Source organism: Enterococcus crotali (genome assembly GCF_000633635.1).
GTDB classification, from domain to species: domain Bacteria; phylum Bacillota; class Bacilli; order Lactobacillales; family Enterococcaceae; genus Enterococcus_L; species Enterococcus_L crotali.
In genome coordinates, this window is sequence record NZ_AYPQ01000002.1 from 20,089 (window position 1) to 36,141 (window position 16,053).

Below are 16,053 nucleotides of genomic sequence, written 5' to 3' on the forward strand. Positions count from 1 at the left end.
CGACAGATTCAAATTATTCTCACTGAAAGGAATGAATCATAATGCTAAACAACCTCATAGAAATAATGACAAAAAACGACTCCATTTTCGCCAAAAAAGAAGACGGAACAAACGTAAATTACTACATCTTTCCAGAATTCGAAATCCATCTAAACTTAGTCCCAGGAAACACAACTCAAGAATGGCACACCCACCAAAGCATCGAAGAAATACTAGTAATAACCGATGGACAAATTAGAGTTGAAACAATAGCAGACGGTAAAAAATCCCATAAAGATTGTCAAAAAGGTGATGTAATTCGTATGAATAGCAGTCTACACAGAATCCTAAATCTTCAAAATATCGAAGCAACGTTTGCTGTATTTAGATTTGTTCCCCAAGGAATGGATAACCGAGAAATAATAAAAAATGACAAAATAGAATACAGTGAAAACGAAGTAGCGACCATTTTAAACAGGGAATAAAGCAACATTCGGAGGATGGATTATTTCCATCCTCTTTTACAATATACGCAATCTATTCTAATTCTTTTTTCCTAACCTCAAACCCAGTCCCAACCTTCTCAGCCCTAACCATCTCCATCACCAATTCATCCCCCAACTCAATCAACCGATTATAATCCTCATAAAAAGCATGAAACATCTGTGCCCGAGCATAATACTCCTTCACAATCCGTTTCTTATTAATCGGCCCAGACCGAAACTGAAAAAAATGATCCAAAATTGCCAAAGGCTCCTGCCAAGAAGCCATCTTCTCCATAAAATCCCGCAACTCAATAATATCCTGATACGTAACTGCCTTTAAATTCTGTTGTTGTTTTTCCATTCTCCCAATCTCCTTTAAATTAAGCAGAGAAAAGCTGGTGAATTTCATATTCTATCCCAACTTTTCCCGCGATTTTTCCACTAAATTTTGTGCTTCAGTGTTTAGTTTCTAAAATGCACATTGACGAGGCAAACCTAATAACCCAGCGCTACAAACGACTTTCAAAGCCTTGCGGTATTCATAACGCCTTCTCCCAGAGTAAAACAAAAAACGATACTGAACCTGTCAATACCGTCATCAATCAGCCAAACCAAACCCACAATTCACTCCTAAACAACCATCAATCCCAAGAAATTCCCAAAACCAACTAGAATTTCAAAAGAAAATTAGGTACAATAAAGAAGCTAGTGCTTCGGTGCTAGCAAATTGGCAACTTGTATAGATAGCTAGTAGATGTCTATGCAAGGCTTCATCGTTTGGTTGCCGCCAAATGATGAAGTGCCTTTTTGTTTTATCCAGTTTTTCATCGATTCTTAAATTATTCCTCCTTTCAAAAGTAGTCATAGGATAGAAAAAAACGGCATTGAGCAGATGCCCAATACCGTCGACAATAGTCTAATCCCATATACACAACAACCAATCATCACCGAAAATAGCAAAGATTCCCTAGAAATCCCAACCTATTTTAGGTACAATAAAGAAGCTAGTACATGTTGCTAGCGCTATTGGCAACTTGTTTGGACAGCTAGTACTGTCTTAACAAGGCTTCGATCGTAAGGTTGCCGCCGAACGATTGAAGTGCCAATTTTTATTTATCTTTTTTGAACAGAGGTTGGGGAGAAAACGTCTAGCTCCGAGAACCAAGTAGGTACTGTGCAACATCAACTTATTTTTCGTTGTGTTTTACAGCAATAAGAAGGAATTCACGAAAAATGTTCTTCAATTTTTTGTGAATTTCAGCTTATTTCCGAAGGAGCTGTTTTTGTACCACCGTTTATCCCAATCTCGATCCTAATTTCTATCCTACACAATTTATTATACCGAAAGACACCACTCACCGCAACGAAATTCGGCATTTCAACCCATTAAATAACACCCAAAACAGCTCCCTTATATATAAGAAAAAATAACAAAAAAACTTTTTCCTTCCTACCTAAAATTCACCAAAAAAACCTGAACCCCAGCTATGAGAAAAAACTAATATTCCAACCCGATATCTTTGAATTATTTATTTAGCCATACTATAGTAAAAAGATAGGAGGTAAGATATAAATGAATAAAGTGTACAAAATTTCCCTGAACTATTTAGCCGTTTTGATGTTGGTGATCGCCAACTTGTTACCCGTCGCCAGTGTGTTTGCAGAAGGACTGACAAAACCAGAAGAGAACATCTTCGACTCAGAATCCTTATACATCAAAGCAGACACCAAGAAAAATGAAACCAACAATAAATTAGTTGACGTAAACTACGAAGTAACCAACAAAAGCGATCAACCAATCGAGCACGTCGTCCTAAAACAAAAGAATCCAAAGGACTCACCAGTAAAATTCGACGCAGCAACCTTAAAAAGCGAAGACCAACTGGTGGCGCCCGAAGATCAAACGATCCAGTTTGACCAAAAAGAAAACCAAGATGAGGGGACCGAACTAATCATCACCACGATCCAACCTCAAACCACGAAACATCTGACAATCAGTGCCGAGCAAACAGACGAATCAATTCATCAGTTTGCTGTTGAAATAAATCAGGCAGATGAAAAAGTCGGGGATATCACCCTAACACTGCCGAAAATCGAACAAGAAGCGAGCAGTACATCTTTACAAGAAAAAGAAGCTGACACAGAAGTAGCAGAATCCCAATCAGAAGAGTCAACAACTGCTGTAACCGAAGAAAAAAAAGCAACAACAGAGGAAACGAACCAAGAAACACCAACTGTTCAAGCGATTGGACCAAGAATTGCGCCAACGCCAGGTCGAGGTTTTGACCAACCAATCTATAAAAGTATCCATAAAGGGGAACTTTTTTCAACAGGAAATACCAATTTAAAAATTTTAGATGAGACCACAGCAGCAGCGAAAACCTTTTTAAATGCTAAAACACCAGGTAGCGGCTATGCCATCAACAATTTTGCACTAGAATTTGCTGATGTAGATGGAGATCCGACAACTTATAACTCAAGTCGAGCCTATATAGATCTAGATGGCGCTTCTGAAATTGCGTGGGCAGGATTATTTTGGAGTGCTTCTCGTTATAAAGGGCCAGGCTTTTACGATAATCTAAGCGATGAAGAAATCAGTGCGCCTGTTAAGTTTACGACGCCAAATGGAACCTCTACCCGAGTGGCGCCGCAACGTTATCACCGGATTGATCAAAATGATAATGATCCCGGTCAATATTTTGGTTATAACAATACAGGTTTTTCTAATTTTGCTGATGTTACAGCTATTATTCAAGGAGATAAGAGTGGAACTGGTGGGTATACCTTAGCCGATATCCCGATGACCAAGGATTTGAATAAAAAATATCAATACTATAACTTCAGTGGTTGGAGTTTATTTGTGGTAACAAAAGACCAAGCCAAAAAGTCTCGTGCGTTTAACGTCTATTACGGCGCTAGAGGCAATAAAGCAGGCACGAACAATGAGTTTGCCATGAAAGACTTTATAACGTCCAAACAAGGAAAACTAGAACCTATCATCACTTGGTTTACTGTTCAAGGAGATAAATATTTTACTGGTGACAATGCCCAAATCAAAAATAAAGCAGGTACTTGGGTCAATATCAGTAATACAATCAATCCTGCTGAAAATGCGATGAATGGAACAGTTTCAGATAATGACCAACATATGGTCGATAAATATCCAGGACAATTTAAACCAGGCTATCCAAACTTTTTAGATATTGATGTCGATCGTTTGTCCTTACCAGAAGGAATCATTACCAATGGGCAGCAGCAAATTTCTTTTAGAACAACGAGTTCAGGGGATGACTATTCAACCAATGCGATTGGGTTTTCTATCAACGCTGAAACACCTGAATTAGAAATCTCCAAAGAAATCATGAATCCCAAAGAGACATATAAGGTTGGAGATACAGTAACATATCGCGTTCATTTAAAGAATACCAAAGCAAACTCAGAAGCGGTTAACACCGTATCGAAAGATGTGCTAGATAGCCGCCTAGATTATGTTCCAGAATCATTATCCATTGTCAGCGGACCAAATGCAGGAGCTAAAACTGACGCAGTTGGAGATGATCAAGGAGAATATACAACCGCTAACCGTACGATGACATTCCGTGTTGGTGAAGGAGCCAACGGGACTCAAGGCGGTAGCTACAAAGGAACAACAGCAGAAACTGTCTATCAATTTCAAGCAAAAATCAATAATACGGCTGTTGCGGATCAACTAATTCCAAATAGTGCAACGATCCAAGGGCAAGATACTGCAACAAATACGATCATCAATAATCAATCAAATGTTGTAGAAGTGAAAATTGCGCAAGAAGAACGTGCAGGACAACTTGAAAGTACAAAAACAGTCAACAATCAATCACCAAAAATCGGGGATGAATTAACCTATACGATTCAATTTAAAAACACAATACCAAACGGTGTTTTGAACCAAGTAACAGTGACCGATAATTTACCAAAAGGCCTAACCTATATCGAAAACAGTATTACAAGTAGCGGACAAGATCCGAAACCCACAAGCTTAACCGTTGTGAATGGACTGGTAAAAGCGGAATATCCTAGAATCGCAGATACCGAAACACGTGCAATTTCCTTTAAAGTTCGTGTCAATGAAGAAGCTGTAGCGGGACAGCCAATCGTCAATAAAGCGACGATCGATGACCATACGAATCCGCCTGCTGAACCGGAAGTACCCGTCACACCAGTGGAAACACCTGGCGAATTAGAAAGTACAAAATCGGTCAATCATCAGTCACCAAAAATTGGTGACGAAATCGAATACCGCATCAATTTTCGCAATAAAACCCAAAACGGTGTATTAACTCAAGTGACCGTGACCGACCAACTACCGAAAGGTTTAACATACGTCGAGGGCAGCTTAATCAGTGAAGGCGATGATCCGCAGCCGACAAGTTTAACTGCGACAGGCGGGAAAATAACGGCGGAATACCCAAAGATCAGCGACACAAAAATTCGATCAATTATTTTCAAAGTCAAAGTCAACGAAGAAGCCAAAATCGGCGAAACCATCGTCAATAAAGCGACGATCGATGATCACACAAATCCGCCTGATGAACCCGAAGTCCCAGTCACGCCTGTAGAAACACCAGGTGAATTAGAAAGCACAAAATCAGTCAATAACCAGTCGCCAAAAATCGGTGATATCGTTGAATATCGACTCTCTTTCCGTAATAAAATCACGAACGGTATATTGAAGCAAGTAACAGTGACCGATAATTTACCAAAAGGGTTAACCTATGTCGAAGGAAGCTTGACGACCGAAGGGGATGAGCCCAAACCAACGAGTTTGACCATGACAGATGGAAAAGTGATCGCAGAATATCCGAAAATCCAAGATACGAAAATCCGAACAGTTGTGTTTAAAGTCAAAGTCAATGAAGAAGCAATCGTGGGTCAAAAAATCGTGAATAAAATTACCATTGATGATCATACGAACCCGCCCGATGAACCTGAAATACCAATCACGCCAGTAGAAATACCAGGGCAATTAGATGTTACGAAATCAGTCAATGATCAATCACCGAAAATCGGTGACGAAGTTGAATACCGCATCACCTTCCGTAACAAAATAACAAACGGTGTCTTAAAACAAGTGACGATTACAGATACTTTACCAAAAGGGGTCACCTATGTAGAGGGGAGCTTGGCAAGTGAAGGAGATGATCCTAAACCAACAAGCTTAAACATGGAAAATGGTAAAATGACTGCGGAGTATGGAACGATCAATGATACAAAAACCCGTTCCATCGTCTTTAAAGTCAAAGTCAACGAAGAAGCAAAAGTTGGTGAAGCAATTGTCAATAAAGCCAAAATCGACGATCATACGAATCCACCGATGAGCCTGAAGTCCCAATCACACCTGTTGAAACGCCAGGCGAACTTGAAAGTACTAAATCAGTGAATCACCAGTCACCACAAATCGGAGATGAAATTGAATATCGGATTAGTTTCCGCAATAAAATCCAAAATGGTGTTTTAAATCAAGTGACTGTGACGGATACCTTGCCGAAAGGACTGACGTATGTCGAAGGCAGCTTAACCAGTGAAGGCGATGATCCGCAGCCGACAAGCTTAACAATGGAAAATGGACAATTAGTCGCCGAATACCCAAAAATTACAGATACAAAAATAAGAACCATCGTTTTCAAAGTAACGGTAAATACAGAAGCAGTTGCTGGTCAACCAATCATTAATAAAGCGAAAATAGATGATCATACAAATCCGCCCGATGAACCCGAAGTCCCAGTGACACCAGTTATAACACCAGGACAATTAGAAGTAACCAAATCGGTCAATCATCAAGCACCAAAAATTGGGGATGAAATCGAATATCGTATTAGTTTCCGTAACAAAGTAACCAATGGAGTAATTGATCAAGTGACGGTGACCGATACCTTACCAGCAGGATTGACGTATGTCGAAGGTAGTTTGACCAGTGAAGGTGCTGAGCCAAAACCAACGAGCTTACTCATGGAAAATGGTAAAATGACTGCCGAATATCCAACAATCGATGATACGACCGCTCGATCCGTTGTGTTCAAAGTAAAGGTCAATGAAGAAGCGAAAATCGGACAACCAATCGTCAATAAAGCGATAATCGATGATCATACCACCCCGCCTGATGAACCGGAAGTCCCAATCACACCTGTAGAAACACCAGGTGAACTAGAAAGTACAAAAACAGTCAATAATCAGTCGCCAAAAATCGGAGAGGAAGTGGAGTACCGTTTATCTTTCCGTAATAAAATTACAAATGGTGTCTTGAATCAAGTCACTGTAACTGATAATTTACCAAAAGGCATGACCTATGTGGAAGGAAGCCTAACAAGTGAAGGGGATGACCCACAACCAACAAGTCTAACGATGACAAATGGTAAGGTCATTGCTGAATATCCAAGAATTCAAGATACCAAAATCCGAACGGTCGTCTTTAAAGTCAAAGTCAATGAAGAAGCGATCGTTGGACAAAAAATCGTCAATAAAATCACGATCGATGATCATGTAAATCCACCAGATGAGCCAGAAATTCCCGTTGTGCCAGTTGAAACACCGGGACAATTAGAAGTTACAAAATCGGTGAATGATCAAGCACCAAAAATCGGTGACGAAATCGAGTATCGAATCACCTTCCGAAACAAAGTGACTAATGGCATCCTAAATCAAGTGACAGTAACGGATGCTTTGACAAAAGGGTTGACCTATGTCGAAGGAAGTTTGTCTAGTGAAGGAGACGATCCACAGCCGACAAGCTTAACGGTGACAGATGGGAAAATAAGCGCTGAATACGGAAAAATCAGCGACACAAAAACCCGTTCTATTGTATTCAAAGTCAAAGTCAACGAAGAAGCTAAAGTCGGAGAAACCATCGTCAACAAAGCGAAAATCGACGATCACACAAATCCGCCCGATGAACCCGAAGTTCCAGTGACACCTGTAGAAACACCGGGTGAATTAGAAAGTACGAAATCAGTCAATAACCAAGTACCAAAAATTGGCGACGAAATCGAATACCGTATCACATTCCGAAACAAAGTAACTAACGGCGTTTTAAACCAAGTGACGGTAACGGATGCCCTGCCAAAAGGGTTGACCTATGTCGAAGGAAGTTTGTCTAGTGAGGGAGACGATCCAAAACCGACAAACTTAACGGCGACAGATGGCAAAATCAACGCAGAGTATGGCAAAATCAGCGATACAAAAACGCGTTCAATCGTATTCAAAGTCAAAGTCAACGAAGAAKCTAAAGTCGGAGAAACCATCGTCAATAAAGCGAAAATCGATGATCATACGAATCCGCCCGATGAACCCGAAGTTCCAGTGACACCTGTAGAAACACCGGGTGAATTAGAAAGCACGAAATCAGTCAATAACCAGTCACCAAAAATCGGCGACGAAATCGAGTATCGAATCACCTTCCGAAACAAGGTGACAAACGGTATCTTAAACCAAGTCACAATCACTGACGATCTGCCAAAGGGCTTAACCTATGTCGAAGGTAGTTTAACCAGTGAAGGAGACAATCCAAAACCGACAAACTTAACGGTGACAGATGGGAAAATCACTGCGGAGTACGGCAAAATCAATGATACAAAAACCCGTTCCATCGTGTTTAAAGTCAAAGTCAACGAAGAAGCTAAAGTTGGACAATCAATTGTCAACAAAGCGAAAATAGACGATCATACAAATCCGCCCGATGAACCTGAGGTACCTGTGACACCAGTCGAAACGCCAGGGCAATTAGAAGTCACAAAATCGGTGAACAATCAGGCACCAAAAATCGGCGATGAAATCAAATACCGTATCACATTTCGTAATAAAATTGCGAGTGGCATACTAAATCGAGTTACTGTGACCGATAACCTACCAAAAGGCTTGACCTATGTGGAAGGCAGTTTGGTCAGTGAAGGGGACGATCCCAAACCAACGAATTTAACTGTAAAAGATGGCAAAATAACCGCTGAGTACGAAAAAATCAGTGATACAAAAATCCGATCTATTGTCTTTAAAGCCAAAGTCAATAAAGAGGCAATTGCCGGGGAGACAATCATCAACAAAGCGAAAATCGACGATCACACAACGCCACCCGACGAACCTGAAGTACCAGTTACTCCAAAAGAGCCAGCAGGAAAACTAGAAAGCAGCAAAACAGTTAATAAAAAAACAGTGAAAATCGGTGAAGAAATCGAATACCGCATCAGTTTCCGCAATACAGTAGAAAATGGAGTATTAAACCAAGTCACTGTGACCGACAATCTACCAAAAGGCGTAACTTATGTGGAAAATAGTCTAAGAAGTGAAGGGGACGATCCAAAACCAACGAACATCACTGTAAAAGACGGAAAAGTCACTGCAGAATATCCAAAAATCAGTGATACAAAAACACGATCTATCATCTTTAAAGTCAAAATCAATCAAGAAGCAATCGCAGGAAGAACGATTATCAACAAAGCAAAAGTCGATGATCATACCAATCCACCAGATGAACCTGAAGTACCTGTGGTTCCTGAAGGAGACATTCCTGGAAAACCAGATTTTCCAAAAGCAGGAGAAGCAGTATCGAATGCGATCATGTTTATGGGGATAGCTATGATTGCTGCGACATTATTAGTAAATCTGGAGCAAAAAAGAAAAAATAGTCAATAAATAAAGGTAACGTTGTAGACTTGAAATTTTCAACTTCAAGAGAGAAGAAAACTGAAAAACGAAGTACGTTACCACTCAACGATTATTCAAATTTCATGTACTGGGGATGTAACATTATATGTTATGTACCCAGTACTTTTTTAAGTGTCAAATAGCCAGAATCAATCAATAAATTTATTCTGTTCCTGACCAGAATAAAATGATACGATAAAAGAGGTACAAATAAAGAAAAAAGGAGAAAATAAATGGAGTTGGGAAGGTTATATTCTGATGCGTATCGCAGAGGAATCTTGTTGGGGGTGTTCTTTTTATTTCCAGTAGCACTGTGTTTTGGATTGATTATTTTTGCTGATGTCGATCGACTAGGCATGCAGATGGGGTTGATTGGAGGCGCTTTTTTTGCAGTATTATCGGCTTTTCAATTTGTCTTTAGAAAAGATGGGTTGTATTTGTATGAGAACGGCTTGGAGCTGGTTCATTTTAATCGAAAGAAAGTCCTGATGTAAGAAGATATCCGCTATTTTACGATCACTAGCAACTGGAATCTAGCAGGGATCAGTACAAGTTTTATCTCATTTAGAAAATCACCGCATATCATCATTCGATTAAAGAATGAAAAAATGATCAAATTATTTTTTGAAGCTAATCAGTTTGCAGCAAGCGAATTGGGGAATAAAGTGACGTATGTAAAATCGTAGAAAACGAAAAGTAAAACCTGTCGGGAATATAACGACAGGTTTTTTTAGTTTAAATTGAAGAAATAGTATTGTGTTTTTTTTCACAATACTGAGAATAATTTTTGTACATATTGATTAAATTAAATTTTAATGATAGAATTAATAAACAAAAAGTCTTAGCTTTTTTGAGATAGCTAAGACAAGTAAGAAGAATAAGTATACCAACATTAAACAATTACTTTTAGTAATGAATTAGAATCCAAATCATTTTTTCTCCTCCTATTCTAATGAATATCATACATAAAGAAATCACTTAAAATGTTAAATGTTGTGTATATGAGACGAAAGGGGAATAAAATGGATGTTGGTAGCATAATTGAGTTGATCAGGCAAAAGAAAAATATACCGATTAAGTCTTTGATCGGAGGAGTTGTGTCACGAGCACATTATTATCGAATCACAAATGGTCAGTCAGATATGACGGTAACGTGTTTCTTTAAAATCTTAGAGCAGTTGAATGTTTCTTTGGATGAATTCTTATTTATACAAAATAACTTTAAAATAGAGAGATTTAAAGCATTGTTTACGGATGTTCGTCAGAGTTTTATTGAGCAAGATGTAGAAAAACTATTGTCTTTAAAAGAAAAATCAACCCTAATTTACAAGAAGACAAATTTGGAACGTTACCAACATATTGCGCTAGTCGTTAAATTATTAATCAATCGATTAAAAAATGAAGAATATGATTCCTTTGCTAAAGAGTATTTACAAGAATATTTAGTGAATTTAAATATGTTCACCCATTATGATTTAGTTCTCTATACAAATACTTTTTCGCATATTCAAAGGAACTAAACGAAGCGATTAGTATAAGGATTTTAGAGAATGCGAAAAAGTATGAACAATTGAAATCATTTGAATCTGATACTGTCAAAGTGCTATCTAACATGATTTTTTACGAAATTGAGATGAATGATTTTAAAAAAGTAAAAGAATATCTTGGCTATATGAAACAGGTAGAATTGAGTGAACATTTGATTATTGAGAAGATTCTAAAAAAGTTCTTTATGGGAATTGATTGTATTTTGGCAGAAAATGTTAAGCAAGGAAAAAACAAATGAAGGAAAGCATAACATTATTGAAGTTATTGGAAGATAACCACTCCTTTTTTTTAGAAAAAATAGAGGAGCATTTGTTTAGCTATTTTAACTTGTAGACAGAAATCAAATTTGTTTTTTTGTCTCAAATAAGAGACCTTTAGACGTGAATTTACATAAAAATACTATACTAAGCCTTGTAAGTTTTAATCATCTAAATACTATTTGTTAAGTATTTATTGGTGGAAAGGTGGAGTTGTTTTTATGTGGACTTGGATTTGGGCGATTATTCGTTGGATTTTGAAGAAAGCAATTTGGACGGCCATTTGGGGCTGGCTTAAAAAATGGTTGGGTTGGTAGACTTTACTTTTTATAAATAAACCAACAAAATTTTGAGGAGTAAGGATGAGAAAGAGTTTAATGAAAATGAAGAAAAAGTGTTGTTGGATAAATTAACTTAGCAAATATGGATGAAACTTATATCTTTTTCTGATTTTACACACATAAACTTTTTCTATCCTTTCTATTTTTTGTAAAAGTCTTAAAAAAATAAAAGAAAGGAACGTGGCTTAATGAGAGTTGAAAACATTACATACTACATGACTGCACAAAAAAGAATTGAACACTTTACATATGATATGGCTTCACATTCACTGACTTTGATTGTTGGCAAAAATGGGACAGGGAAGTCAACTCTGTTAAAACTAATGGCAGGGATTTTAACGCCGGATAGTGGACAAATCATCCAGACTGAGAGGACTTCTTACGTTCCAGATTCTTCTGAAAATTATTTTAAAGGCGTTACACCATTGTTTTATTTTAATTTTTTAAGATCAGAATTTCGAATTGAAAAAGATTTTTTCAATAGTCGATTAATAGAACTCATGGAAATTTTTAATTTCTCTGAAAGGCTTATGACAAGTGAAATGGGCTCTTTATCTTTAGGTGAGAAGAAAAAAGTGATGTTGATCGGCGCTTTTTTAAATGACTCAAAACTTTATTTAATGGACGAGCCAACTTCTGGATTAGATCAAGAATCTTTGGGTAATTTTTTGCAGATAAAAAAAAAAAGAACGGCAAAAAAATAAAAAATTTATCATCATTAGTCATGAACATGCTGAACTTTTTAAGCAAGTGGATGAGATGATTCAGTTGTAAAAAAAGGGGAAGGAGTAGCTTTATGATGGAACTAAAAGAAAACCGCTTTTTTTTAGAGCTATTAACTGTATTTTTTATACGAAAAGGAATATGGGCAAAAGAAAAAACACTGAAGCTTAGTAATTTGCTACAAATGACCTATACATATTTTTTAAGTTCTCTCTTGATATTTTTAGGAATGCTCTTATTTAAACAGGAGATTACAATAGTTTTAAAAGCATCATCGTTGTTTGCGTCGCTTCGTTATTATGATGTACTTGTCGTTAGTTTGGCAGTGATTCTTTTGATGGGCATTAGCTATGAGAATTATTTCTTTATCAAAACACACACTCATCAAACACTATCTATTTTTTTTAGGATGAATACTAAAAAATTATTTTTATTAATGCGATAAAAACGATGATCATTGTTTTACCGATAATTATTTTTTTGAGTTTTTACTATACTTTTTGGCCTTTGCTATATGCTTTAGTCATTTATAGTTTTAGTTATTTTGTACTCATTGTTTATGGTTTTAATCAGCAAAGAAGTCGATTGAAAAACCATAAAAGGATTGCAGAAAATTGGCTTGTTAACAGTATATTAGTGAAGTTTGTGTATGTCTTCAGATTATTCACATTGTCGTATTTCTTTAAAGCCTTATTTTTACCTATTGTGTCTATTCTTCTATTCGCAATTTTATTAAGCTATGATTTTAATATTGTGCAAATCTCTGGTGGCACAGAAGCTTTTTTTGTTAGCTTTTTTCTAAGTGCCATTATTTTTAATGATAAAGGTCTCATTTATGGTTTTTTGGCATTAATGACAGATATTCCTTATCTGAAAGGGTTTCAATATGATAGTAAATTTTTTTTAATACGTAGTTCGTTAGCACTATTTTTTATTCAAGCAATTCCAGCACTTCTATTGTTCATATGGACTATCAAACACTGGCTGACCGATAATTGGAGTTGGTTATTTATGGCCGGACTAGGATTATTAACTGGAAGTATTCTGTTAACACTGATTCACGCTGGGAAAGGTTTAAAACTAAACGGGAAGTTTGACCATTCTAGTCAGCTAGAAGGATATACAGCTTCACTTAAAGATAGTGTGTTTTATTTTATACAAACGTTACCATTATTAGTTAGTATGGTTCTTTTCAAAGTAGTAGGTAAGATTACTTGGGGAGAAAATGCCTTTTTGATTCTCTTTCTAATCGCTCTGATAATCTATGGTAACTATCTTATTAAGCAACTTCAACTTATCTATTCAATAACTTTGGGGGAAAAAAAATGAGTATTTTAACATTAAAAAGTATTAAAAAATCCTATTCGATCAACGAAAAAGAAGAAGAACAAGTATTAGATGGAATCGATTTGGATGTTCAAGATGGTGAGTTTTTAGCACTACTTGGACCATCGGGGTGTGGAAAATCCACTTTGCTTAACATTATTAGTGGATTAGATACTGATTATGAAGGGGATGTTCTGTATAAAGGGACTTCGCTAAAGTTTTTAAATGACCATGAGTTGACGGACTTTCGTAAAAATAATATTGGTTTTGTATTTCAAAACTTTAATTTGATTTCGCATATGAGTGTTCTGGAAAATACCATGATCCCAATGTATTTAAACGGGAACACTCATTCAGAAAATAAGAAAAAGGCATTAGAACTTTTGGATTCCGTTGGTTTAAAGAAGTATGCGGATAAAAATGTGAAAAATCTATCTGGAGGTCAAAAACAACGGGTAGCGATTGCTCGTGCTCTTACAAATGAGCCAGAATTGATTATTGCAGATGAACCAACAGGATCACTAGACTCAAAATCACAAAACCGCATATTAGAAATTTTAGAAGGTTTGACTCAACAAGGAAAAACAGTGATTGTAGTAACACACAATGAAGAAATTACAGAGCGTGTGGATACGGTTGTTAAATTAAGAGATGGGCAAATTGTGGAAGTGGAACAAAAAAAAGATCGAGATTTCGTTGAACCGAACATATCTAAAGAAGGAAAGAAGAACAGATTTAACGTTATTAGCATGTTAAAAATTGCCTTTTCTAATTTTATGCAACGAAAATGGCGGAATATCATGATTTCTTTTGCAACATCAATTGGGTTAACAGGTATTTTGCTTTCATTAGGGTTAGGCAATGGGATTGTGAAAATTATCGAACAAGACATGGATGGTGGGAAAATTCCGTCTCAAATTCAAATTTCTTTAAACAGTCAACAAAGCAGTGGAATCATTAACGAAAATGATCTGAACTATATCAAAAATAAAGTAGGGCAAGAAAAAATCAAATATTTTGAGGCACCTTTTGGTATGAGAATGATTGAAGTTGAAGTAGAAGGTGAAGGGAAAGCAGATTACAGGGATACAACACCAAACTATTCCCAAGTTGTTAGTTTATACGATAATATATCGATCAAAGTTCCTTCTAATACAAAAGACTCTATTTTGGCTGGGAAGGAATATAAAAATCCTAAAGAAGAAGGCATTACTTTAACTGAAAGCTTTATTAAAGATTTTAATAAATTGAACAAAAAGAATCTTACCGCGGATAGTGTCATCGGTAAAAAATTAAAAGGGATGATTGTTGAAAGTACAAGCGAAGGTGAAAAGACTGGAGTCTTTTCAACAAAGATCGTTCGAATCGTTAAAGATGAAACAGAAGAAGAAAACTCCTACATGGCACCTGTTGAGATGGAACGAATTGTTACACAAAATAAATTTGAAAAAAATATTCCTTATTTCATTCTGGAATTAAAGGAACCTTCAGAAAATAAACAAGTGATGGACCAAATCAATAGCAATAAAAAGTATGTAGCGATCTCTCAGACGGCGGTTGTCGATATCATTATCAATTTTATTAAGATCATTCAAGGGCTTTTGATTTTCATGTCAACACAAGCAGTTGTTGTTTCAGTCGTAATGATCGGAATTGTCATGTATATCAATGTTATCGAACGAACGAGAGAAATTGGTGTAATGAAAGCGATTGGGTATCGAAATCGTGATATCAACATGATTTTCACCTCGGAATCGGCATTTATTACTTTACTATCGCTATTATTAGCCTTACTATTTGCCTCATTCATCGGATTTGGAATCAATGAAATTGTAGCGATGAAGGCCAAAGCGATTTCTAGTGTTTTTATGTTAGATATCGTGGCAATTGGCGGAACGGTTATTTTGGCTATTGTGATGTCTTTATTTTCAGCAAGTGTTCCAATGATGAAAGTTGGAAAATTAGATCCAGCGACATCATTGAGGTATGAATAGAGATGAAAAAATTTAACAAGAGAATTAGGATTTTTTTAGTAGTCGTCGTCTTGGTTTTTTCTTGTTTTCTATACCTTATGATGATTGATACTTCTAAAAGTAAGAAAAAAGAGGTAGGTGATACGTTGGAAGATCAGTTTTTAAAAGAAGTGATTTATCTAGAAAAAAGTACGAGTAATCAGGATCATGAGCTTGATCTGAGTTCAATGAATTTAATGATACTAAATGAAATCATTTTGGATGTGAAACAAACGGTTGCTCATGATACTGGATTAAGTCAAAATGATTTGGATAAGCTATTTCAAAAGTTTCATCAGAAACTTAAAGAAAAAACATATTATGATTCAGAGTTGATAACAGAGCGAAAGAAAATGAAAGAATACAAAATTCAAGTTTATGGAATTGATTTAACAGGATTTTTGAAACAACTAAAACAAGAAATACAACAATTAAAAGAAATGAAAACAGAAGAAAAAGCAAGTTTCTTGAATCAACTATTTTCTCGCCAAATTGCAACAATTTCGGTAAAAAAAGAGCCAGTTATATTAAGCCTAAAGTTCAAAAAAAGAAACGACAAATGGCAAATTGATTCAAGTCAATTTGATGTCCTAAATATATATTTAGGTTTTTATACTGGAGAAAGTAATTTGCTCGCTTTAAAAGGAATGATGAACAGTTTGGATTTTAAATAATTATTTCAGAATTAGTTAGATACAATGCTTTGGAAACA

The 16,053-nt window shown here is 36.3% G+C and carries 12 protein-coding genes; 11 read left to right on the plus strand and 1 reads right to left on the minus strand.

Going from position 1 to position 16,053, the window contains the following annotated elements:
* Positions 1-41 precede the first annotated feature (41 nt).
* Positions 42-464, plus strand: a complete 423-nt coding sequence (locus V192_RS0104820) for a cupin domain-containing protein (RefSeq protein WP_025869180.1) — start codon at positions 42-44, stop codon at positions 462-464.
* Positions 465-516: 52 nt separating this feature from the next.
* Here V192_RS0104820 and V192_RS0104825 read toward each other — a convergent pair whose 3' ends face one another.
* Positions 517-825: a hypothetical protein gene (locus V192_RS0104825; protein ID WP_025869181.1), complete on the minus strand. Its 309-nt coding sequence runs from the start codon at positions 823-825 to the stop codon at positions 517-519.
* A gap of 1,212 nt (positions 826-2,037) precedes the next feature.
* Here V192_RS0104825 and V192_RS22810 point away from each other — a divergent pair.
* From V192_RS22810 to V192_RS0104875, 10 genes are all read left to right on the plus strand, one after another.
* The gene (locus V192_RS22810) at positions 2,038-5,880 is read left to right on the plus strand and encodes an isopeptide-forming domain-containing fimbrial protein (protein WP_420834550.1); all 3,843 of its coding nucleotides are present in this window, start codon (positions 2,038-2,040) and stop codon (positions 5,878-5,880) included.
* A complete protein-coding gene (locus V192_RS22815; RefSeq protein ID WP_420834551.1) occupies positions 5,877-9,122 on the plus strand; it encodes an isopeptide-forming domain-containing fimbrial protein in 3,246 nt (1,081 codons plus the stop codon). The genes V192_RS22810 and V192_RS22815 overlap by 4 nt, the downstream gene beginning before the upstream one ends.
* A 245-nt stretch (positions 9,123-9,367) precedes the next feature.
* Positions 9,368-9,628 (plus strand): hypothetical protein, encoded by a 261-nt coding sequence (locus V192_RS21935; protein ID WP_239644570.1) that lies wholly within the window; start codon positions 9,368-9,370, stop codon positions 9,626-9,628.
* Between the two features lie 528 nt (positions 9,629-10,156).
* Positions 10,157-10,654 carry a helix-turn-helix domain-containing protein gene (locus V192_RS0104840; protein WP_025869182.1) on the plus strand — a complete coding sequence of 166 codons (498 nt, stop codon included), beginning with the start codon at positions 10,157-10,159 and terminating at the stop codon, positions 10,652-10,654.
* A gap of 50 nt (positions 10,655-10,704) precedes the next feature.
* Positions 10,705-10,920: a hypothetical protein gene (locus V192_RS0104845; protein ID WP_025869183.1), complete on the plus strand. Its 216-nt coding sequence runs from the start codon at positions 10,705-10,707 to the stop codon at positions 10,918-10,920.
* A 548-nt stretch (positions 10,921-11,468) separates the two neighbouring features.
* Positions 11,469-11,984: an ATP-binding cassette domain-containing protein gene (locus tag V192_RS0104855; protein ID WP_025869184.1), complete on the plus strand. Its 516-nt coding sequence runs from the start codon at positions 11,469-11,471 to the stop codon at positions 11,982-11,984.
* Between the two features lie 92 nt (positions 11,985-12,076).
* Positions 12,077-12,448, plus strand: a complete 372-nt coding sequence (locus V192_RS0104860) for a hypothetical protein (RefSeq protein WP_025869185.1) — start codon at positions 12,077-12,079, stop codon at positions 12,446-12,448.
* Positions 12,449-12,453: 5 nt separating this feature from the next.
* Positions 12,454-13,332 carry a hypothetical protein gene (locus V192_RS0104865; protein WP_025869186.1) on the plus strand — a complete coding sequence of 293 codons (879 nt, stop codon included), beginning with the start codon at positions 12,454-12,456 and terminating at the stop codon, positions 13,330-13,332.
* Positions 13,329-15,323 carry an ABC transporter ATP-binding protein/permease gene (locus V192_RS0104870; RefSeq protein ID WP_025869187.1) on the plus strand — a complete coding sequence of 665 codons (1,995 nt, stop codon included), beginning with the start codon at positions 13,329-13,331 and terminating at the stop codon, positions 15,321-15,323. Before V192_RS0104865 ends, V192_RS0104870 begins: the two co-directional genes overlap by 4 nt.
* Positions 15,324-15,325: 2 nt before the next feature.
* Positions 15,326-16,015 (plus strand): DUF5105 domain-containing protein, encoded by a 690-nt coding sequence (locus V192_RS0104875; RefSeq protein ID WP_025869188.1) that lies wholly within the window; start codon positions 15,326-15,328, stop codon positions 16,013-16,015.
* Positions 16,016-16,053 lie beyond the last annotated feature (38 nt).

Excerpts from the sequence above, each read along its gene's own strand:
- V192_RS0104820 (WP_025869180.1), top strand. The coding sequence starts at position 42 with ATGCTAAACAACCTCATAGAAATAATGACAAAAAACGACTCCATTTTC.
- V192_RS0104825 (WP_025869181.1), bottom strand. The coding sequence starts at position 825 with ATGGAAAAACAACAACAGAATTTAAAGGCAGTTACGTATCAGGATATT.
- V192_RS22810 (WP_420834550.1), top strand. The coding sequence starts at position 2,038 with ATGAATAAAGTGTACAAAATTTCCCTGAACTATTTAGCCGTTTTGATG.
- V192_RS21935 (WP_239644570.1), top strand. The coding sequence starts at position 9,368 with ATGGAGTTGGGAAGGTTATATTCTGATGCGTATCGCAGAGGAATCTTG.
- V192_RS0104840 (WP_025869182.1), top strand. The coding sequence starts at position 10,157 with ATGGATGTTGGTAGCATAATTGAGTTGATCAGGCAAAAGAAAAATATA.
- V192_RS0104855 (WP_025869184.1), top strand. The coding sequence starts at position 11,469 with ATGAGAGTTGAAAACATTACATACTACATGACTGCACAAAAAAGAATT.
- V192_RS0104860 (WP_025869185.1), top strand. The coding sequence starts at position 12,077 with ATGATGGAACTAAAAGAAAACCGCTTTTTTTTAGAGCTATTAACTGTA.
- V192_RS0104865 (WP_025869186.1), top strand. The coding sequence starts at position 12,454 with ATGATCATTGTTTTACCGATAATTATTTTTTTGAGTTTTTACTATACT.
- V192_RS0104870 (WP_025869187.1), top strand. The coding sequence starts at position 13,329 with ATGAGTATTTTAACATTAAAAAGTATTAAAAAATCCTATTCGATCAAC.
- V192_RS0104875 (WP_025869188.1), top strand. The coding sequence starts at position 15,326 with ATGAAAAAATTTAACAAGAGAATTAGGATTTTTTTAGTAGTCGTCGTC.